Raw genomic sequence first — 20,039 nt, 5'->3', positions numbered from 1 at the left:
GGTATTTCTACCTGAGGGCTTTCCTTTATATGGCGCAGCGGACGGGACTCGAACCCGCGACCCCCGGCGTGACAGGCCGGTATTCTAACCGACTGAACTACCGCTGCGTGTCGGTTGGACTTTCGTCCGGTGGAACCTTTGCTTCGTCTGGCAGCGAGCGTTTCGAGCTACTCGTTACCTCATGCCTGGCCTGAACCTGACATGGAAAATATGGCGCAGCGGACGGGACTCGAACCCGCGACCCCCGGCGTGACAGGCCGGTATTCTAACCGACTGAACTACCGCTGCGCGTCGGCCGGACTTTCGTCCGAATTCACAAGGGATGGTGGGTGATGACGGGATCGAACCGCCGACCCTCTGCTTGTAAGGCAGATGCTCTCCCGGCTGAGCTAATCACCCATCGCCTTGCGAGGCGCGCAATTTACGCAGAGGGCTTACCTAAGTCAACACCCTGCTTGAAGTTTTTTCTAAAAAGCTGATTTTCGTGCCCTTTCGCCAATGCTCCGTTGGCAGCGTTCCGCACTGGCGACGCATGGCCCTGGGGAGACGGGTGAAGGGGCGCCGCCCACCAAGCTGGTGCACAGCCGGGGGCAGCGAGCCTCAACAGGGTGCAGGCTCAGCCGCCGACGCGCAGGGTCAGCCGTGCAGCGACCCGGCCATCCTCACCACGGTCCAGCCCGGCCTCTTCGATGCGCACACCCTGCGCTTCGAGGCCGGCAAACCAGCGCAGCAGCTTGGCGAACGCGGTGGGCTCCAGGCTGACCTGCACCTGCCCGGGGGCATCGCTGTCCATGCGCTCCACCGACAGGCCCTGCTCGGCAGCGCTGGCGGTCACCAGCCCTTGCAGGCGCTCCGGCTCGACAGTGGCCTGTGGCGCTTCCTCGGCCGCACGGGCACGGGGCGCCTGCTGCTGCATGTACTGATGCAACGCACGCTGTTGCTCGTAATGGTTGCGGGCACTGATCACCCCCAACTGGGCCGGGCGCCAGAGGGCGAGGTAGAGCAGCACCAGCAGCAGGAAGCCCCCCAGCAGTGCCAGCGCCAGGCGATCCCGGGGCGGCATCGCCTTCCAGCGGGTGGCCAGGGCCGACCCTTGCCATTGCGTCTGCAGACGATCCTTGAAAGCCATGGTCATGCTCATCCCCCGATCACCAGTCGCGCACTCACGGCAGTGCCTTCACGGCTGGCCGACCCCAGTTGCACCGCGAGCCCGGCGGCGATCAATCGCTCGCGCAGGCGCTCCAGGGCATCGAACCCCGGCGCCTGCACCTGCATCGACAGGTCGCCCCGTGTGTTGCTGAAATCCAGTTGCTGCACCCGCACCTGCGCCCCTTCGGCGAGCAGAGCGTCGGCCGCCTGGTCGAGCAGGCCGAGCAAACGCCCCTGCCCCGTCGCAGTTCCGGCGGCGAGATGCTGGTCGAACTGCGCGCGCAGGTTGATCAGCTTGCTGTCCTGGGGGAACAGCTCCCGGTACAGCGCCTCGTTGGCCGCCGCATAGTTGTCGCCCTCATGGCGCAGGTGCCAGCCCTGGGCCAGGTAGAAGCCCCACTGCAGCACCACCCAAAGCCCCACCAGGGCCAGCACCGGACGCAGGAAGCGCTGGTGGCGATGTTCCTGGCGCACCTGGAATTCCGCCTGGGCCAACTCGCTGCCAAGGTGCGAGGCGAGCCATTGATAGGGTTGCGCCTGCTCCTGCCACTGGTCGATGCCTTCCAGCACCTGGCGTTCACGCGGCGCTCGGCCATGCAGCGGCAAGGCACAGGCCTCGCGCAGGTGCGGCCAATCCTCGTCCTGCAGACCGAGGCGGGCGCTTTGTTCGCCGCCCAGCAGCCAGCGGCCGTCCAGCCAGAACAGCTGGGTGCCCTCCTCCGGCAACAAGTCGGCATCCACCTGCAGGCTGGTGGGCACCGAGCCCAGCTCCGCGGCCAGGTCGACCCAGGCGCTCAGCCAGCTGCGGCGCACGGCGAAAATACGGTGCAGGCCATCCGGCAGCTCCCCCCCCAGTGCCAGGTGCAGGCTGTCGACGTCCTCGGCCAACAACTCTTCTACGGCGAAGGGAAGGGCCTGGCGCAACCAGCGCGCCTTTTGCGTGGGCAGGCGCGCGGCGCAGGCGGTCACCGCCTCCACCGGCAACACCAGGCGCCAATCACCGGAGAGCGCCGTTACCGCAGCGGCGAACGGCAGTTGCCGGGCATCACCGCCCTGCACCAGCCAGACCTCCAGTTCGCCATCGACGCGAGTAACCGCCGCCGCCGGCAGGAAAATACTTGCCTGCTTCATTCTTCGTCCTTTTCCTTGAGAAGGGCCGGCGGCAAGCCGCCCTGCCCCATGTCGCGGGAAAGCACCCGCACGCGGCCGTCGTTGCCACGCTGCAGGGTGCTGACCAGTACCTGGCGCCTTCCGCCAAGGTGCACTTCGCTGGTCACCCGGAAATATTCGCTGCCCACCGCCAGCCCTTGTGCCTCCATGCCCATGCCGGCCAGGGCGGATTGCCCCAGGAAAGCATCCAGGGTCTGGAAGCCAGCCTTGCCGCGGGCCGCCACCAGCGCCTCACCCACGCTGGGCGTCAGGGTGTCGGCCAGGCTGGAAAGCACTATCGCGCCCGCGGTGTTGACGTTGAGCGTGGCGTTGTCCGGCAGCGCTGCGACGTAAGGCAGCAGGCGACGATAGTCCGCCTCGGTCATGCCTGCCAGCAGGCGCAGTTCGGAGACATCCGCCATGGCTCGGTTGGCTGCCCGGTAGGGCGGCTGGTTGAGCAGGTATTCGTTGTCTTCGGCGCCGTTGGCACCGGTGGGCTCCTGGTCCTTGTCGAGCCAATCCACCAGACGCTCGGCATAGGGCGCCTCGATCTGCAGGCGCAGCAGCAGGCGGCGGAACTGCAGCAGCGACTGCTCGTTGACCTTGCCCTGGCGCACCACGGAATTGAGGTTGAAGCGCGCGGTGGCGTCATCGATGCGCACCAGCAGTTCGCCGCCATCATCCAGGGGGAAGTTGTTCAGCGGCCGGGCCCAGGCTTCACCCAGGTGATCCACCGGCGTGCGCGGGTCACCGGCGCGCAGGTCGCGGAGCAGCATGCCACGGGCCAGCGCCTCGCCGCCCAAGGCGTACTGCAGGGCCTGGCGCGCATGCAGCTGGTTGGCGCTGGAACGGATCGCCAGCTGCTGCCGGGCGATCATCCCGGCGCAGACGACGGTCACCACGGCCACCACCAGCAGCACCGTGATCATGGCCATGCCCCGTTGCCGCATCATGGCGTACCGCCTTCGTCAGCCGGCACGTCGCCGCCGCCGTCATCATTGTTGTCGTCGCCATTGGGCACCTGGGGCTGTTGCTGCGGTGGCTCGTCCACCAGGCGCAGCACCCGGCGCAGCTCGCCGTAGCGGCGATGCTCGAGGGTCAGTTCGATGGCCCGGGGCAACTTCTCCAGACTCTTGTCGCCGGTCTCGCCGTCGGCGGGCCAGACCTCCACCCAGTTGTCGGACTTGTCCAGGTAACGCAGCTTCAGGCGGGTCACCCCGTCCAATGCCTGCTGCACCTGCGGCTGGCTGTCCTGGGCCTGGTCGAGCACCGTCCAGTAGCGCCGCTCGAGCTTCTCCCCGGAGAGCTGCCAGCGCACCCGCTGCATGCGTGAGCGCGGCGCGCCAAGGGGGTTACGCCAGCCGCCACGGCTCAGTTCGACGCTGTCGTTGTCGCCGCTCTCGCCCACCAGTGCGCCGCGCCATTCGCCATAGGCGTCACGCACCGGTCGCGGGTTCACCTGCTGCAGGTCGCGCTCGATGGCGGCCATGGCCCGCACCAGCTCACGCAGTTGCTGCTCCTGGGCGCGGGTGGCGCGGTCGCTGGCGAGCACGCTGTCGAGCATGCGGTAGGTGCCCAGGGCCAGCAGCGCGAAGATGGCGATGGCGATCAGCAGCTCCAGCAGGGTGAAGCCGGCGCTGCGCTTCATTGCTGGGTCTCGATGAAGCCGACCAAGCGCGCGGCGGCGCGGTCTTCCAGCTTGCCCCGGGGGCCGCGGTCGTTGCGCTGGGCGACCCACAGGGTGGCACGGCGCAAGGCCGGGTCGGAGGTGGCGTCGACCTGGCTCTGCCATTCCCAGCGGCGCCCGGCGAAATCCAGCTCGCCCTGGTCGCGCCCTTCGCTCGGCGGCGTGGCGGCGAGCTGCATCTCGGCCAGGCGGTTGTCGGCGATCCACATCGCCAGGGTCTTGTCTTCCAGGCGCGCGGCGTTCTGCAGGCTGCGCGCACTGGTGGCCAGCACCGAGGCGGCGACCACGGCGAAGATCGCCAGGGCCACCAGCACTTCGAGCAGGGTGAAACCGCGCTGGGCCTTCATCCTGCCCGCCCCTTGCCGGCCAAGGCTTCGACCTTGGGCAGGCGGAAGCCATCGCTGCTCATCTGCAGGCGCACACCGTCCTTGCGACGCTCCCCCAGCTCCAGGCGGAAGGGGCTGAGCTCGCCACTGGAGAGGATCAGCAATTGCGGTGCACGGGGTTGTTCCTTGGGTTTCTCGTCGTCATCGGCCACCGGGCTGGGCAATGCCAGCGCGGCGCCTTCCAGCTCGAACTTGAGCTCGGCCCAGGTCGGCAGCTTGTGGCTTTCTTCCCCCACTTCCTGCCAGCGCGCCTTGGCTTCGTCGAAGCGCAACACGCGGTAGCCATCGGCGTCCAGGCGCAGGCCGTATTCGCGGTTGTCGAGCACGGCTTCGTCCACCAGTACGCCGATCAGCCCGGCCAGGCGCTCGGCTTCATTGTTCAACTCACGGGAGGGGCCGGCCACGCCGGTGCTGAGCACCGCCAGCCCGACCAGGCAGCCGATGATCACCAGGACCACCAGCAGCTCGATCAGGGTGAAGCCGCCCTGCCCCTTGGCGGGCGGGCAGCCTGGGCAGCGCGACCGTGGGGGCATCAGTTTTCCCAGTTACCGATATCGGCATCGGCGTCGGTGCCGCCTTCCTTGCCATCGGCGCCGAAGGAGTACAGGTCATAGGGGCCCTTGGTCCCGGGGGCCAGGTACTGGTAGGGGTTGCCCCAGGCGTCGACTGGCAGGCGCTTGAGGTAGCCGTCCTTGTTCCAGTTCTTCGGCTGCGGGTTGCCACTGGGCTTCTTCACCAGCGCCTCCAGGCCCTGCTGGGTGCTGGGGTAGGCGAAGTTGTCGAGCTTGTACATGTCCAGCGCGGCGCCGATGGCCTTGATGTCGCCCTTGGCGACCGTGACCTTGGCCTGGTCCGGGCGGTTCATCACCTGGGGCACCACCAGCGCGGCGAGGATGCCGAGGATGACCACCACCACCATGATTTCAATGAGCGTAAAGCCCGACTGTTTGCGGCGCAGTTTCACGCGATTACCCCACGAGTTGGTTGAGAGAAAGGATCGGCAGGAGGATGGCGAGGACGATGACCAGCACCACCGCGCCCATGAACACCAGCATGAAGGGCTCGAACAGCCCCACCAGCAGCGCGATCTGCGCGCCCAGGTCGTTCTCCTGGTTGCGCGCGGTACGGGCCAGCATCTGGTCCAGCTCGCCGGAGCGTTCACCGCTGGCGATCATGTGCAGCATCATCGGCGGGAACTGACCGCTGGCCTCCAGCGCGCGAGTCAGGCTGCCGCCTTCGCGGACCTTCTGCGCGGCCAGTACCACGTCGGCGCGGATCACCCGGTTGGCGATGACCTCGGCACCGATGCCCAGCGCCTCCACCAGCGGCACGCCGCTCTGGGTGAGGATCGCCAGGGTGGAGGCGAAGCGCGCGGTGTCGGTGGCGCGAACCAGGCCGCCCACCAGCGGAATGCGCAGCACCAGGCCATGCCAACGGGCGCGTATCGCCTCCTCGCGCAGCGCCATGCGGGCACCGATGAAGGCGGCGATGGCGAGCAGGGCCGCCAGCCAGCCCCAGTGCTTGACCAGGTCGCTGAGGGCGATGAGGCCACGGGTGAGCAGCGGCAGGGTCTGCCCGGAATCGATGAACACGCGCACCACGTCCGGGACCACGTAGCCCAGGAGGAAGGAGACGATGCCGAGGGAGGCGCACATCAGGATCACCGGGTAGAGCAGCGCGAGCTGGATCTTCTGCCGCGACTGCTGGCGCTGCTCGGTGTAGTCGGCCAGTTGTTCCAGCACCGGGCCGAGGTGGCCGGCGTGCTCCCCCGCCGCGACTGTGGCGCGGTACAGCTCGGGGAAGGCCGCGGGAAACTCCCTCAGGCTGCCGGCCAGGCTATGGCCTTCGAGCACCCGGGCACGCACCGCCAGCAGCATGGACTGGATGCGCGGCGAGGTGGATTGGGCCGCGGCGGCGCGCAGCGCTTCCTCAATGGGCAACGCGGCCTGCACCAGGGTCGCCAGCTGTCGGGTGACCAGCGCCAGGTCGCGGGCGGACAGGCCCCGAGCGAAGCCGAGACGACCGCCACCGGCAGCCTGTTCGCGGGTGCGGGTGGCCTTGACCTCCAGCGGTGCCAGCTGTTTTTCACGCAGCAACTGGCGCACCTGGCGGGCACTGTCGGCTTCCAGCACACCCTTCTGCGGACGCCCACGGGCGTCGAGGGCGAGGTATTCGAAGGCGGCCATTATTCTTCCTGGGTCACACGCAGGACCTCTTCCACCGTGGTCACGCCTTCAAGCACCTTGCGCTTGCCGTCATCGCGGATGCTGGGGCCGAAACGGCGGGCGTGGCGGGTCATCTCCTGCTCCGCCGCGGAGTTGTGGATCAGGCTGCGCATGTGGTCGTCGAAGACCACCAGTTCGTAGATACCGGTACGGCCGCGGTAGCCCTGCTGATGGCATTCGGGGCAACCACGGGCGTGGTAGAGGGTCGGCGGGGCCGCCGGGTCGACGCCCAGCAGCGTGCACTCGGCGGCATCGGCGCTGTAGGGCACCTTGCAGTGGTTGCAGAGCACGCGCACCAGGCGCTGGGCGAGCACGCCGAGCAAGGAGGACGACAGCAGGAAGGGCTCGACGCCCATGTCCACCAAACGGGTGATGGCGCCGATGGCACTGTTGGTGTGCAGGGTGGAGAGCACCAGGTGACCGGTGAGGGACGCCTGCACGGCGATCTCGGCGGTTTCGTGGTCGCGGATCTCACCCACCATCACCACGTCCGGGTCCTGGCGCAGGATGGCGCGCAGGCCACGGGCGAAGGTCATCTCCACCTTGGCGTTGACCTGGGTCTGGCCGATGCCTTCCAGGTGATATTCGATGGGGTCTTCCACCGTGAGGATGTTGCGGGTGCGGTCGTTGAGGGTGACCAGGCTGGCGTAGAGCGTGGTGGTCTTGCCCGAGCCGGTGGGGCCGGTGACCAGCAGGATGCCGTGGGGCTTGCGCACCGTGGCCTCCATCAGGTCGCGGTCACGCGCGCTCATGCCCAGGTGCTGCAGGGTCAGGCGCCCGGCCTGCTTGTCCAGCAGGCGGAGTACCACGCGCTCGCCGTTGGCGGAGGGCAGCGTGGAGACGCGGATATCCACCTCGCGGCCAGCGACGCGCAGGGAAATACGGCCGTCCTGGGGCACGCGCTTTTCGGCGATGTCCAGCTTGGCCATGACCTTGATGCGCGACACCAGCAGCGCCGCCAGCTCACGCTTGGGTTCGAGCACCTCACGCAGGATGCCGTCGACGCGGAAGCGCACCACCAGGCGTTTTTCAAAGGTCTCCAGGTGGATGTCCGAGGCGTTCTCGCGGATCGCCTCGCCGAGGATGGCGTTGATCAGGCGGATGATCGGCGCGTCGTCCTCCTGCTCCATCAGGTCGGTGGTCTCGGGCATCTGCTCGGCCAGCGCGGCCAGGTCGAGGCTGCCGCCGAGGTCTTCGGCCAGTTGCATGGTGGCGGAGGAGTCGTGCTGGTAAGCCTGGGCCAACGCCTGGTCGAACGATTCGACCGGCAACGGCCGGAATGGCAGCGAGCGGCCGACGAAGCGACGCGCCTCGGCCAGGGCCACCAGTTCGGCGCCTTGGCGATGGGCCAGGCAGGGCTCGACGCCATCCTGCAGGAAGACGCCGTGACGCTTGGCAAAGCCGAACGGCAGGCGCCGCAGAGGCGCCTCGATCGAAGAGTTCATCCGTGTAATGCCTTCATGAATTCACCGGGGCAATTATCACAACGCTGTCTGACCGTTGTGCAGCAGATCCCTGCCATTTTCTTGTCGTTGTGATCGGGCACGCACGCAAACCCGTAAAAAAACCGGAATATCTTTAGCACATAGACCTCCGCGATACACCTGCTGTCGGGTTGTAGCGTGAATGCGTCGTACTGCTATGATTCAGAGCTTTCGCCGAATCAGAAAATCAAGAACAACTCGCGGAGACCCCCACTTGCCCACAACTGGTGCTCGACACTGGCTGCAACAGCATTCGCCCGCGCTTCTGGGCGCGGGCTTGGTGATTGCCATGAGCCTGAGCCTCGCCTGGCAATCCGCCGACTGGATCAGATTGCTCCGCAATTCCCCCGATACCAGCAGTGACCCCACCAGCACGGCGGTGGTTCCAGCCAGCCTGGAACGCCTCGAACCGCTGTTCGGTCCGAACCGCGCGCAGAGCGATGCGCCACCACCGGCGACCAACCTGCGCCTGACTCTGCTGGGCAGCTTCATCAACGCCGATGAGGCACGCTCCAGCGTGATCATCCGCAGCGAGGGCGACAAACCCAAGCGCCTGCACAGCGGTGAGGAACTTAGCCCCGGCGTGAAGCTCCATGCCATCTACCGTGATCGCGTGGAAATCGACCGGGGCGGCCGCCTCGAGACCCTGACCTTCCCCCGGGCACGCCTCGCCGTGCCCAACTCGCCCGCCATGGAGGCGGAGCCGGCAAATGATGCTGTCAACGACCTCGGCGGCCTCCAGGAGGACAACGCCGCCGAACTGCGCGAACGCATGGAAGCACTGAGAAAACAGATGGAAGAATCCGGCGGCCTCTCGCCGGAATCACCGCCCGAACAGCCCCTGGAAAGCGAATGAATCAATGCCCACACTCCTCTCGCGCCTGAGTATCGCCCTGCTGGCTGCCGGCCTCGCTGCCGCGCCGTTGCCCTTGCTGGCCGCCGATCCGCAACCCCAGGCCGAAAACAGCCAGCAGGAAGGCTGGACCATCAACCTCAAGGACGCGGACATTCGCGAATTCGTCGACCAGGTGGCCGACATCACAGGCGAGACCTTCATCGTCGATCCCCGGGTCAAGGGCCAGGTCAGCGTGGTGTCCAAGGCGCCGCTGAACCTGTCCGAGGTCTATCAACTGTTCCTTTCGGTGATGGCCACCCACGGCTTCACCGTGGTCACCCAGGGTGACCAGGCCCGCATCATCCCCAACGCCGAAGCCAAGGCCGAAGCCGAAGGCGGGCCGGCAGCGCCGGACAAGCTGGAGACCCGGGTGATCCAGGTGCAGCACACGCCGGTGACCGAGCTGATCCCGCTGATCCGCCCGCTGGTGCCGCAATACGGCCACCTGGCGGCGGTGACCTCGTCCAACGCCCTGATCATCAGCGACCGCAGCGCCAACATCGCGCGCATCGAAAGCCTGATGCGCCAGCTGGACCAGAAGGGCGACCGCGACTACACCGTGCTCAACCTGCAGAACGCCTGGGTGATGGACGCCGCCGAGGTGCTCAACAGCGCCGTCAGCCGTGGCCAGGCCAAGGGCACCAACGCCGCCCAGGTGATCGCCGATGCCCGCACCAACCGCCTGATCATCGTCGGCCCGCCCTCGGCGCGGGCCAAGCTGGTGGCGCTGGCGCAGTCCCTCGACACCCCGACCTCGCGCTCGGCCAATACCCGCGTCATCCGCCTGCGCCATAACGACGCCAAGGCCCTGGCCACCACCCTGGGCGAGATTTCCGAAGGCCTGAAGACCCCGGAAGGCGGCGGTGAGCAGCAAGGCAAGCCGCAGAACATCCTGATCCGCGCCGATGAGAGCCTCAACGCCCTGGTGCTGCTGGCCGAGCCGGACACGGTCAACGCGCTGGAAGACATCGTCCGCCAGCTCGACGTACCCCGCGCCCAGGTGATGGTGGAAGCCGCCATCGTGGAAATCTCCGGCGACATCACCGACGCCCTCGGCGTGCAGTGGGCCGTGGATGCCCGCGGCAAGACCGGCGGCCTCGGTGGGGTCAACTTCGGCAACACCGGGCTCTCGGTGGGCACCGTGCTCAACGCCATCAAGGACGAAAAGCTGCCCACCACCCTGCCCGACGGCGCCATCATCGGCATCGGTACCGACCACTTCGCCGCGCTGGTCACCGCGCTCTCCGCCAACAGCAAGAGCAACCTCCTGTCCACGCCGAGCCTGCTGACCCTGGACAACCAGAAGGCGGAGATCCTCGTCGGCCAGAACGTGCCCTTCCAGACCGGCTCCTACACCACCGATGCGGCCGGGGCCAACAACCCCTTCACCACCATCGAGCGCAAGGACATCGGCGTCACCCTCAAGGTCACCCCGCACATCAACGAGGGCGCCACCCTGCGCCTGGAGATCGAGCAGGAAATCTCCTCCATCGCCCCCAGCGCCACGCTCACCGCCCAGGCGGTGGACCTGATCACCAACAAGCGCTCGATCAAGAGCACCATCCTCGCCGAGGACGGCCAGGTGATCGTGCTCGGCGGCCTGATCCAGGACGACGTCACCACCACCGACTCCAAGGTGCCGCTGCTGGGCGACATCCCCCTGCTCGGTCGCCTGTTCCGCTCCACCAAGGACAGCCACGTGAAGCGCAACCTGATGGTGTTCCTGCGCCCGACCGTGGTCCGCGACCGCGCCGGGCTGGCCGCACTCTCGGGCAAGAAGTACAGCGACATCCGCGTGCTCGGCGACCAGACCGACAAGGAAAGCCGCCCAAGCATCCTGCCGCGCACGCCGGCGCAGCTGTTCGACGGCGGCCAGGGCACCCCGGCCATCGATGTGCGCCCGCCGGAAAGCCCGGCGCCCTGATACCCGAGCCTTCGGAAAAACCAACGGGTGGCAGTGCGAAGGCACTGCCACCCGTTTTTTGTTTGTACCGGAAGCCTGTGGAACGATCAGGAGCGGTGCGTACCGGGAGCTCCGCACGGTGGAGGTAAAGAGCGACCTCCACCCTACTTCTGCCAGAGCGATGTGCCCGGCTGGTAGGTCGGGTGAAACCCGACGCCCGCGCACGAGAGCCCCGGGAAGATCGGGATCAGTCCAGGTAGATCATCTTGCGGGTCATGCCGCCGTCCACCAGGAACTCCTGGCCGGTGACGAAGCCACAGCCGTCCGAGAGCAGCCAGGCGACCATGGAGGCAACGTCCTCCACCTTGCCGACACGGCCGGCCGGGTGCTGGTCGTGATCCCATTCCGACAACGGCGCCTCTTCGCGGGCGGCGCGGTCGCGGGAGTCGATCCAGCCGGGACTCACCACATTGACGCGGATGTCCGGCCCCAGGCTGATGGCCAGCGCGTGGGTCAGCGCCACCAGCCCGCCCTTGCTCGCGGCATAGGCTTCGGTATCGGCTTCGGACTGATGGGCACGGGTCGATGCGATGTTGACGATGGCCCCGCGATGCCCACGCAGGTAGGGCGCGCAGTGCTTGGCCAACAGCATCGGACCGGTGAGGTTGACCGACAGGGTGCGGTTCCACTGCATCAGTTCGAGGCTTTCCAGCGGCGCACCATGGGCTTCGGCGACGCCGGCGTTGCACACCAGCGCATCGAGCCGGCCGAACTGGCCGAGCACTTCGGCAACGCCCACGGCGACCTGGCTTTCATGGGCCACGTCCATGCCGACGAACCAGGCGTTGCCGCCCAGTGCCTTGGCCACCTTGCTGCCTCGGGCGCGGTCGATATCCGCGAGCACCACCTGCCAGCCTTCGGCGATCAGCCAAGCGGCGATGCCCAGGCCGATGCCACGGGCCGCGCCGGTGACCAGCGCGACCTTGCCGTTATGGGCAGGCGCCGATTCCATGGACCAGTCGATCACAACGCGGCAAGGCCACGCGCGAGGTCGGCCTTGAGGTCGGCGATGTCTTCCAGGCCCACGGCGACGCGGATCAGGTTGTCAGCGATGCCGGCGTTGGCACGCTCCTGCGGCGACAGGCGCCCGTGGGACGTGGTGGCCGGGTGGGCGATGGTGGTCTTGGTGTCGCCCAGGTTGGTGGTGATGGAGATCACCCGGGTGGCGTCGATGAAACGCCACGCCGCTTCCTTGCCGCCGGCCACTTCGAAGCTGACCACGGCGCCGAAGGCGCTCTGCTGACGCTTGGCCAGTTCGTGCTGCGGGTGGCTTTCCAGGCCGGCGTAGTAGACACGCTCGATGCCAGGCTGCTGCTCCAGCCAACGGGCCAGTTCCAGGGCGCTGGCGCAATGGGCCTGCATGCGCACACGCAGGGTTTCCAGGCCCTTGAGGAAGATCCAGGCGTTGAACGGGCTGAGGGTCGGCCCGGCGGTACGCAGGAAGCCGACCACGCCTTCCATCTGTGCTTTGCGACCGGCGACCACGCCGCCCATGCTGCGGCCCTGGCCATCGATGTACTTGGTGGCCGAGTGCATGACGATGTCGGCACCGAGCTTCAGCGGCTGCTGCAGCGCGGGGGTGCAGAAGCAGTTGTCCACCGCCAGCAGCGCACCACGGGCATGGGCGATCTCGGCCAGGGCGGTGATGTCCACCAGCTCGGCCAGGGGGTTGGACGGCGACTCGACGAAGAGCAGCTTGGTGTTGGGCTTGAAGGCCGCTTCCCAGCCGGCCAGGTCGGCCAGCGGCGGGTAGTCGACTTCGACACCGAAGCGCTTGAGGTACTTCTCGAACAGGCTGATGGTCGAACCGAACACGCTGCGCGACACCAGCACATGGTCGCCGGCGCTGCACAGGCTCATGACGATGGAGAGGATCGCCGACATGCCCGAGGCGGTGGCCACGGCCTGCTCGGCACCTTCCAGGGCGGCAATGCGCTCCTCGAAGGCCCGTACGGTGGGGTTGGTATAGCGCGAATAGACGTTGCCCGGCACCTCGCCGGCGAAACGCGCGGCGGCGTCGGCGGCGGTGCGGAACACGTAGCTGGAGGTGAGGAACATCGCCTCGCCGTGCTCGCCTTCCGGCGTGCGGTGCTGCCCGGCGCGTACCGCCAGGGTGTCGAAGGCCGCGCCTTCGAGGTCACTGTCCAGCCGGCCGGCTTCCCATTCCTGCGTCATATCCCCACCTCTTGGAAACGAAGCCCGGGACAGGGCCCGGGCTGGCAACGTTCAGCGTGCGGCACGAGGCCGCGAACTCAATTGTTGTACAGGTCGATGATCGCGCTGACCACGTTGACCTTGGCCTTGCTGGCGTCATTGCGCGCCTGCTCGATCTTGTTCAGGTAGTGCTCGTCGACATCGCCGGTGATGTACTTGCCGTCGAATACCGCGCAGTCGAACTGGTCGATCTTCACCTTGCCACCACCGACCGCCTCGATCAGGTCCGGCAGGTCCTGGTAGAGCAGCCAGTCGGCGCCGATCAGCTCGGCCACTTCCTCGGTGGTGCGGTTGTGGGCGATCAGCTCGTGGGCGCTGGGCATGTCGATGCCGTACACGTTCGGGTAGCGCACCGCCGGGGCGGCCGAGCAGAAGTAGACGTTCTTGGCACCGGCCTCGCGGGCCATCTGGATGATCTGCTTGCAGGTGGTGCCGCGAACGATGGAGTCGTCCACCAGCATCACGTTCTTGCCGCGGAACTCCAGCTCGATGGCGTTGAGCTTCTGGCGTACCGATTTCTTGCGCGCGGCCTGGCCCGGCATGATGAAGGTACGGCCGATGTAGCGGTTCTTGACGAAGCCCTCGCGGAACTTCACGCCCAGGTGGTTGGCCAGCTCCAAGGCCGCGGTGCGACTGGTGTCCGGAATCGGGATGACCACGTCGATGTCGTGGTCCGGGCGCTCGCGCTGGATCTTCTCGGCGAGCTTCTCGCCCATGCGCAGGCGTGCCTTGTAGACCGAGACGCCGTCCATGATCGAGTCCGGGCGCGCCAGATAGACGTGCTCGAAGATGCACGGGGCGAGCTTCGGCGCCTTGGCGCACTGGCGGGTGTAGAGCTTGCCGTCTTCGGTGATGTACACCGCTTCGCCCGGCGCCAGGTCGCGGATCAGGGTGAAGCCGAGCACATCGAGGGAGACGCTTTCGGAGGCGATCATGTACTCCACGCCTTCGTCGGTGTGACGCTGGCCGAAGACGATCGGGCGGATGGCATTGGGGTCGCGGAAGCCGACGATGCCGTAGCCAGTGATCATCGCCACCACGGCGTAGCCACCACGGCAGCGGTCATGCACACCGGAGACCGCGGCGAACACGTCTTCCTCGGTGGGCTGCAGCTTGCCGCGATGGGCCAGCTCATGGGCGAACACGTTGAGCAGCACTTCCGAGTCGGAACTGGTGTTCACGTGGCGCAGGTCGGATTCGTAGATTTCCTTGGCCAGCTGCTCGACGTTGGTCAGGTTGCCGTTGTGCGCCAGGGTGATGCCGTAGGGCGAGTTGACGTAGAACGGCTGCGCCTCGGCGGAGGTGGAGCTGCCCGCAGTGGGGTAGCGCACGTGGCCGATGCCCATGTGGCCTACCAGGCGCTGCATGTGGCGTTGCTGGAAGACGTCACGGACCAGGCCGTTGTCCTTGCGCAGGAACAACCGGCCGTCATGGCTGGTGACGATGCCGGCAGCGTCCTGGCCGCGATGCTGGAGAACGGTGAGCGCGTCATACAGCGCCTGATTGACGTTCGACTTACCGACGATACCGACGATGCCACACATGCGGTGCAACCCCTGCTGCTAGTAGTTCAGGCTAATACCGGGCGACGGGCCGGGCAGTTGGTGCCCCGCTCGCCACCCTTTGTTTGGCGGCTCAGCTTGGTGCGCTGACGCTGCCGGCGAGCCACTGGCTGGTGAAACCCAGAATCAGGTTCTTCGACCAGTCGGCGACCATCAGAAAATGCGGTAGCAACGTTGACTGCTGCCACCATGGATCCTGTTGCACCGGCGCCAGGCTCAGCAGGCCGACCAGCACCACCACCAGCAGAGCCCCGCGCGCCGCGCCGAAGACCATGCCGAGGAAGCGGTCGGTGCCGTCCATGCCGGTGACCCTGATCAGCTCACCGATCAGGAAATTGACCAACGCCCCCACCAGCAGGGTGGCGATGAAGAGAATGGCGCAGGCCGCGATCACGCGCGCCGACGGCATTTCGATGAACTCGGTGAGGTGCTGTGACAAGGCCCCGCCAAACATCCAGGCGACTATGCCGGCGATGATCCAGGTGAGCAGCGAAAGCGCTTCCTTGACGAAGCCGCGTTTCAGACTGATCAGGCTGGAAATGGCGATGATGGCGATGATCGACCAATCGACCCAGGTGAATGCCACGTATGCAGCTCACGAACAGAAAAGGCGCTGCATTTTAGCAGAGCCCCGTCGCTCCGGTAACCCGCGGATCAGATTGCTCCGATAGAGAGAGCGAATCAGCCCTTTTCAGGCTGGAAACGCACGATGAAGCCATTGAGCTTCTGTTGGCGGCTCAGGGAATCCCGCAGCCGGTCGGCCTCAGCGCGCTCGATCACCGGGCCGACGAACACCCGGTTCATGCCTTCGGCACTGCGGATGTAGGCGTTGTAACCCTGGCTGCGCAGGGTCTGCTGCAGCTTCTCGGCGCCGGCGCGGCTGGACAGGCTGGCGAGCTGGATCGACCAGCTGACCGGCAGGCCATTCGGGTCGAGGCGCTTTTCATCGGCCTTGGGCGGCGTGGCGGCCGGCGGCACGGCCTGGGCCTGCTGCTGGGCCGGCGGCTGTGCGGGAGCCTGGGGCTGGGCCGGCTGCGCGGATGCCGCAGGCTGTTCGGTGGGAGCAATGGGCAGGGCGCTGGCCTGGCCGTTGGCATCCAGCGACGGGACGGGCTCTTCCGGCAGCACCTGGGGCTCTGGCACCTCGACGGTTTCCATTTCCACCGGCGGCATCTCCGGGGTTTGCGGCATGGCCGGCGCGTCGATGCGCACCTGGCGCAACTCGTCCTCGCGGGTGAACAGCATCGGCAGGAAGATCACCGCCAGCGCCAGCAGCACCAGGGCACCGACGATGCGTTGCTTGAGTCCCTTGTCCAGCACAGCCACTCCCCCTTAAACCTGATGCGCGAGCCAGGCCAGCGCCTCGGCCACGCAATAGAAAGATCCGAACGCCAGGATTTCATCGCCCTCCCCGGCTTTCTCGCACTGTGCCTCCAGCGCCGCGGCGATATCGCCATGGCTGCTGGCGGTAACGCCCAGCGCGAGCAACGCGGCCTGCAGTTCGGCCGCCGGCCGGCTGCGCGTGGACGGCAGCGTGGCCACGGCCCAGTCCGGCAGCACGTCCTTGAGCGGCGCGAGCACACCGGCCAGGTCCTTGTCGGCCAACAAGCCGAACACTGCCAGGCGCCGACCGGCGACCGGGCGGCTGCGCAAGCGCTCGGCCAGGTAGCTGGCCGCGTGGGGATTATGCCCAACATCCAGCAGCAGCGTGAGTGACTTGCCGCGCCAATTCAGCGCGCGGCGATCCAGGCGCCCGGTGACCCGGGTGGCTTGCAGCGCCTGGGTGATAACGGCTTCGTCCCAGGGCTGGTCGAGCAGCGCATAGGCTTGCAGGGCCAGCGCTGCATTTTCCAGGGGCAGGTCGAGCAGCGGCAAATCATGGAGCTGGCGACCCTGGCCATTCCGATCCAGGCCACGCCAGTGCCAGGCACCCTCCCCCACCGCCAGGTCGTAGTCACGACCACGGAGGATGAAGGGGGCGCTGAGGGCAGCAGCCCGCTCGGCGAGCGGTGCAGGCGGGTCGAGATCGCCACAGAGCGCCGGCTTGCCGGCACGGAAGATGCCGGCTTTCTCGAACGCCACGCTTTCGCGGGTATCGCCGAGCCAGTCGGCGTGGTCGATGCCGATGCTGGTGACCAGCGCCAGGTCGGCGTCGACCAGGTTGACCGCATCCAGCCGGCCACCCAGGCCGACCTCGAGCACCACGGCATCGAGGCCGCTGCGCTCGAACAGCCAGAAGGCCGCAAGGGTGCCCATTTCGAAATAGGTCAGGGAGGTTTCGCCACGGGCCGCTTCCACGGCCACGAATGCCTCGCAGAGCGCTTCGTCGCTGGCATCGACGCCATCGATCTGCACGCGCTCGTTATAGGCCAGTAGGTGCGGCGAGCTGTACACGCCGACCTTGAGGCCCTGCGCCCTCAGCAGTGAAGCGAGGAAGGCGCAGGTCGAACCCTTGCCGTTGGTCCCGGTGACCGTGACCACCAGCGGCGCCGGCCTGTGCAGGCCAAGTCGCTGGGCGACCTGGTGACTGCGTTCCAGCCCCATGTCGATGGCTGTGGGGTGGAGTTGCTCGAGGTAGGCGAGCCAGTCGGCGAGGGTTCGTTGGGTCATGCAGTGGCCGGTGAGGGTAGATGCATGAACTGCGCGAGCAGCCGCGACAGGCGGGCACGCAGTTCATCGCGGGGAATGATCATGTCGATGGCGCCGTGCTCCAGCAGGAACTCGCTGCGCTGGAAGCCTTCAGGTAGCTTCTCGCGAACGGTCTGTTCGATCACGCGAGGGCCGGCAAAGCCGATCAGCGCCTTGGGTTCGGCGACGATTACATCACCGAGCATGGCCAGGCTGGCGGACACGCCACCGTAGACCGGGTCGGTGAGCACGGAGATGAAGGGCAGGCCCTCTTCGCGCAGGCGCGCCAGCACGGCGGAGGTCTTGGCCATCTGCATCAGCGAGATCAGCGCTTCCTGCATGCGCGCACCGCCCGAGGCGGAGAAGCACACCAGCGGGCAACGCTTCTCCAGCGCCACGTTGGCAGCGCGTACGAAACGCTCGCCGACTACAGCGCCCATGGAGCCGCCCATGAAGGAGAACTCGAAGGCGCAGGCGACGATGGGCATGCCTTCCAGGCTGCCGCTCATGGCGATCAGTGCATCCTTCTCGCCGGTGTCCTTCTGGGCCGCGGTGATGCGGTCCTTGTACTTCTTGCTGTCACGGAACTTCAGGCGGTCCACCGGCTCCAGCTCGGCACCCAGCTCCTCGCGGCCGTCGGCGTCGAGGAAGATGTCCAGGCGAGCACGCGCGTCGATGCGCATGTGGTGGTTGCACTTGGGACAGACGTCGAGGGTCTTCTCCAGTTCGGGCTTGTACAGCACGGCCTCGCAGGACGGGCACTTGTGCCAGAGGCCTTCAGGAACCGAGCTCTTCTTCACCTCGGAACGCATGATCGAAGGGATCAGCTTGTCTACCAGCCAGTTGCTCATGCTCTCGTTCTCCATAGCTTCAGGCCCGAACACGCGCTAGCGGCCCGGAGCCCTGCGCATGTTCTTGAGCGAATTCACGATTGCGGACGGGGTTGGCGGCATCGGCGGGATGGCGACGGTACGCCCGGCCCCGCACGGTGACGCCGGGAAGGCCCCGGCCATCTGGGCGACGGGCACCGCCAGGGTGCCGTCGCGAAAAGCAAAATCGGCCCGATCCGACACCGTGCGCATACGCGCGTGCCCGGGCAACTGGGTTATGGACGGCAGCGCAGGCGGCGCCGTCACATCTGTGGACGACGGGTTCAGCATGCCGCCCTTGCCGCATCGATGAAGGCTCGCACCTTGTCGTGATCCTTGATGCCCTTGCTCGCCTCCACCCCGCCGCTGACGTCGACCGCGTAGGGCCTGACCTGCACCACCGCGCTGGCGACGTTTTCCGGGGTGAGGCCGCCGGCGAGGATCACCGGCTTGCCCAGGCCGACCGGCACCAGGTTCCAGTCGAAGGCTTCGCCGGTACCACCGGGGATGCCGGGCACGTAGGTATCCAACAGCACGCCCGAGGCGCCGGGGTACTCGCTTACGCGGGCCGCCACATCGTCGCCGGGCTTGACCCGCAAGGCCTTGATATAGGGACGACCATGGCCTTCGCAGGCTGCCGGGGTCTCGTCGCCGTGGAACTGCAGCAGGTCGAGGGGCACCGCTTCGAGAATCGCCGCCAGTTCAGCGGCGGGCATATCGACAAACAGGCCCACGCTGGTCACGAAGGGAGGCAGCGCCGCGACTATCGCCCGGGCCTGCTCGACATTCACCGCTCGCGGGCTGGCGGCATAGAACACCATGCCGATGGCGTCGGCACCGGCCGCTGCTGCGGCGAGGGCGTCCTCGACGCGGGTGATGCCACAGATTTTGATGCGAACGGCTGGCAAGTTGCAGGCACCGGTGGGTAAAAGATGCTGGATGGTAGCAAAGGCTCGGCGGAGCGTCAGCCCGGGTTTTCCGGTAACCAGGAGAGAAAATGCGGCCCGATGTAACGGTGCGGCAGCTGGAATTCCTCGGGGTACTCCACCTGCACCAGGTACAGCCCATAGGGATGGGCGGTGACGCCACCGGTACGCCGCACGCGGCTTTCCAGCACTTCACGGGCCCATTCCGGTGGGCGCTCGCCGGCACCGATGGTCATCAGCACGCCGGCGAAGTTGCGCACCATATGGTGAAGGAAGGCGTTGGCGCGGATATCCAGCACGATGAAGCGCCCGTGCTCGCTGAGGTGCAGGTGGTGCACCGTCTTGATCGGCGACTTGGCCTGGCACTGACGGGCACGGAAGGCGCTGAAGTCATGGGTGCCGACCAGATGGGCGGCGGCCTCGCGCATGCGCTGGATATCCAGCGGGCGATGGTTCCAGGTGACTTCCTCGGCCATGTGCGCCGGGCGGATCTGGTCGTTGTAGATGACATAGCGATAACGCCGCGCCATGGCACTGAAGCGCGCGTCGAAATGCCGGGGCATTTCCTGGGCCCAGGCCACGCTGATGTCGTTCGGCAGGTTCATGTTGGCGCCCATGGTCCAGGCATGCATGGAGCGCTGCACCGGCGTGTCGAAATGCACCACCTGGCCACTGGCATGCACCAGGGCGTCGGTACGCCCGGCACAGCTGAGGGTGACGGGAGCACCGCCGGCCACCTTGGACAAGGCCGTTTCCAGGGTTTCCTGGACGGAGGGCACCCCGGCGCGTTGACGCTGGAAGCCACGGTAGCGGGAGCCCTTGTACTCGATGCCGAGGGCGATTCTGTAAATGCCAACGGCAGCCGAGTCGGCTGCCGTTGTGGGTACTGCTTGGGTCATTGA

The 20,039-nt window shown here is 66.9% G+C and carries 20 protein-coding genes and 3 tRNA genes; 2 read left to right on the top strand and 21 right to left on the bottom strand.

Annotation, left to right across the window (positions count from 1 at the left end):
* Positions 1-30: 30 nt before the first annotated feature.
* From RTW82_RS11755 to gspE, 12 genes are all read right to left on the bottom strand, one after another.
* Positions 31-107, bottom strand: a tRNA-Asp gene (locus RTW82_RS11755).
* A 104-nt stretch (positions 108-211) separates the two neighbouring features.
* Positions 212-288 (bottom strand) — tRNA-Asp (locus RTW82_RS11750).
* 35 nt (positions 289-323) lie between these two features.
* Positions 324-399: transfer RNA gene (locus tag RTW82_RS11745), tRNA-Val, on the bottom strand.
* A gap of 217 nt (positions 400-616) precedes the next feature.
* Positions 617-1,129 (bottom strand): type II secretion system protein M, encoded by a 513-nt coding sequence (locus RTW82_RS11740; protein ID WP_410478790.1) that lies wholly within the window; start codon positions 1,127-1,129, stop codon positions 617-619.
* An 8-nt stretch (positions 1,130-1,137) separates the two neighbouring features.
* A complete protein-coding gene (gspL, locus tag RTW82_RS11735; RefSeq protein WP_316925170.1) occupies positions 1,138-2,280 on the bottom strand; it encodes a type II secretion system protein GspL in 1,143 nt (380 codons plus the stop codon).
* Complete coding sequence (gene gspK / locus RTW82_RS11730; protein ID WP_021218557.1) at positions 2,277-3,251, bottom strand: type II secretion system minor pseudopilin GspK; 975 nt, start codon at positions 3,249-3,251, stop codon at positions 2,277-2,279. The genes gspL and gspK overlap by 4 nt, the downstream gene beginning before the upstream one ends.
* A complete protein-coding gene (gspJ, locus tag RTW82_RS11725; RefSeq protein WP_184490675.1) occupies positions 3,248-3,946 on the bottom strand; it encodes a type II secretion system minor pseudopilin GspJ in 699 nt (232 codons plus the stop codon). Before gspJ ends, gspK begins: the two co-directional genes overlap by 4 nt.
* Positions 3,943-4,332, bottom strand: coding sequence for a type II secretion system minor pseudopilin GspI (gspI, locus tag RTW82_RS11720; protein ID WP_043243344.1), 390 nt, complete (start codon positions 4,330-4,332; stop codon positions 3,943-3,945). The genes gspJ and gspI overlap by 4 nt, the downstream gene beginning before the upstream one ends.
* Entirely contained in the window at positions 4,329-4,904 is a 576-nt protein-coding gene (gene gspH / locus RTW82_RS11715) for a type II secretion system minor pseudopilin GspH (RefSeq protein ID WP_316925169.1), read from the bottom strand. The genes gspI and gspH overlap by 4 nt, the downstream gene beginning before the upstream one ends.
* Entirely contained in the window at positions 4,904-5,335 is a 432-nt protein-coding gene (gene gspG, locus RTW82_RS11710; RefSeq protein WP_031287415.1) for a type II secretion system major pseudopilin GspG, read from the bottom strand. The genes gspH and gspG overlap by 1 nt, the downstream gene beginning before the upstream one ends.
* Before the next feature lie 4 nt (positions 5,336-5,339).
* Entirely contained in the window at positions 5,340-6,557 is a 1,218-nt protein-coding gene (gene xcpS / locus RTW82_RS11705; protein WP_184490672.1) for a GspF family T2SS innner membrane protein variant XcpS, read from the bottom strand.
* On the bottom strand, positions 6,557-8,041 hold the full coding sequence (gene gspE / locus RTW82_RS11700; protein ID WP_021218563.1) for a type II secretion system ATPase GspE: 1,485 nt from the start codon (positions 8,039-8,041) through the stop codon (positions 6,557-6,559). The genes xcpS and gspE overlap by 1 nt, the downstream gene beginning before the upstream one ends.
* 328 nt (positions 8,042-8,369) lie before the next feature.
* On the opposite strand from gspE, the gene RTW82_RS11695 reads away from it, so the two are divergent.
* Together RTW82_RS11695 and gspD are read left to right on the top strand one after the other, a co-directional pair.
* On the top strand, positions 8,370-8,936 hold the full coding sequence (locus RTW82_RS11695) for a type II secretion system protein N (protein ID WP_316925168.1): 567 nt from the start codon (positions 8,370-8,372) through the stop codon (positions 8,934-8,936).
* A 4-nt stretch (positions 8,937-8,940) separates the two neighbouring features.
* Entirely contained in the window at positions 8,941-10,899 is a 1,959-nt protein-coding gene (gspD, locus tag RTW82_RS11690; RefSeq protein ID WP_316925167.1) for a type II secretion system secretin GspD, read from the top strand.
* A 226-nt stretch (positions 10,900-11,125) separates the two neighbouring features.
* Here gspD and RTW82_RS11685 read toward each other — a convergent pair whose 3' ends face one another.
* The 9 genes from RTW82_RS11685 to truA form a co-directional block, all read right to left on the bottom strand.
* Positions 11,126-11,890, bottom strand: a complete 765-nt coding sequence (locus RTW82_RS11685) for an SDR family oxidoreductase (protein ID WP_021218566.1) — start codon at positions 11,888-11,890, stop codon at positions 11,126-11,128.
* An 11-nt stretch (positions 11,891-11,901) separates the two neighbouring features.
* Complete coding sequence (locus RTW82_RS11680; RefSeq protein ID WP_271660446.1) at positions 11,902-13,113, bottom strand: O-succinylhomoserine sulfhydrylase; 1,212 nt, start codon at positions 13,111-13,113, stop codon at positions 11,902-11,904.
* A 77-nt stretch (positions 13,114-13,190) separates the two neighbouring features.
* Positions 13,191-14,696: an amidophosphoribosyltransferase gene (gene purF / locus RTW82_RS11675; protein ID WP_021218568.1), complete on the bottom strand. Its 1,506-nt coding sequence runs from the start codon at positions 14,694-14,696 to the stop codon at positions 13,191-13,193.
* Positions 14,697-14,787: 91 nt separating this feature from the next.
* Complete coding sequence (locus RTW82_RS11670) at positions 14,788-15,300, bottom strand: CvpA family protein (protein ID WP_021218569.1); 513 nt, start codon at positions 15,298-15,300, stop codon at positions 14,788-14,790.
* Positions 15,301-15,395: 95 nt separating this feature from the next.
* Positions 15,396-16,040: an SPOR domain-containing protein gene (locus RTW82_RS11665; protein ID WP_316925166.1), complete on the bottom strand. Its 645-nt coding sequence runs from the start codon at positions 16,038-16,040 to the stop codon at positions 15,396-15,398.
* A gap of 6 nt (positions 16,041-16,046) precedes the next feature.
* Entirely contained in the window at positions 16,047-17,324 is a 1,278-nt protein-coding gene (gene folC / locus RTW82_RS11660; protein WP_316925165.1) for a bifunctional tetrahydrofolate synthase/dihydrofolate synthase, read from the bottom strand.
* Complete coding sequence (gene accD / locus RTW82_RS11655) at positions 17,321-18,193, bottom strand: acetyl-CoA carboxylase, carboxyltransferase subunit beta (protein WP_021218572.1); 873 nt, start codon at positions 18,191-18,193, stop codon at positions 17,321-17,323. Before accD ends, folC begins: the two co-directional genes overlap by 4 nt.
* Positions 18,194-18,495: 302 nt before the next feature.
* Complete coding sequence (locus RTW82_RS11650) at positions 18,496-19,119, bottom strand: phosphoribosylanthranilate isomerase (protein WP_043243356.1); 624 nt, start codon at positions 19,117-19,119, stop codon at positions 18,496-18,498.
* Between the two features lie 56 nt (positions 19,120-19,175).
* Positions 19,176-20,036 carry a tRNA pseudouridine(38-40) synthase TruA gene (truA, locus tag RTW82_RS11645; RefSeq protein WP_043243358.1) on the bottom strand — a complete coding sequence of 287 codons (861 nt, stop codon included), beginning with the start codon at positions 20,034-20,036 and terminating at the stop codon, positions 19,176-19,178.
* Positions 20,037-20,039 lie beyond the last annotated feature (3 nt).

The organism is Pseudomonas sp. zfem005 (assembly GCF_032621735.1).
In the GTDB taxonomy this organism is placed as follows: Bacteria; Pseudomonadota; Gammaproteobacteria; order Pseudomonadales; family Pseudomonadaceae; genus Metapseudomonas; species Metapseudomonas solani.
The sequence above is the reverse complement of the archived record's forward strand: the minus strand, read 5'-3'. Positions and strand labels throughout refer to the sequence as shown.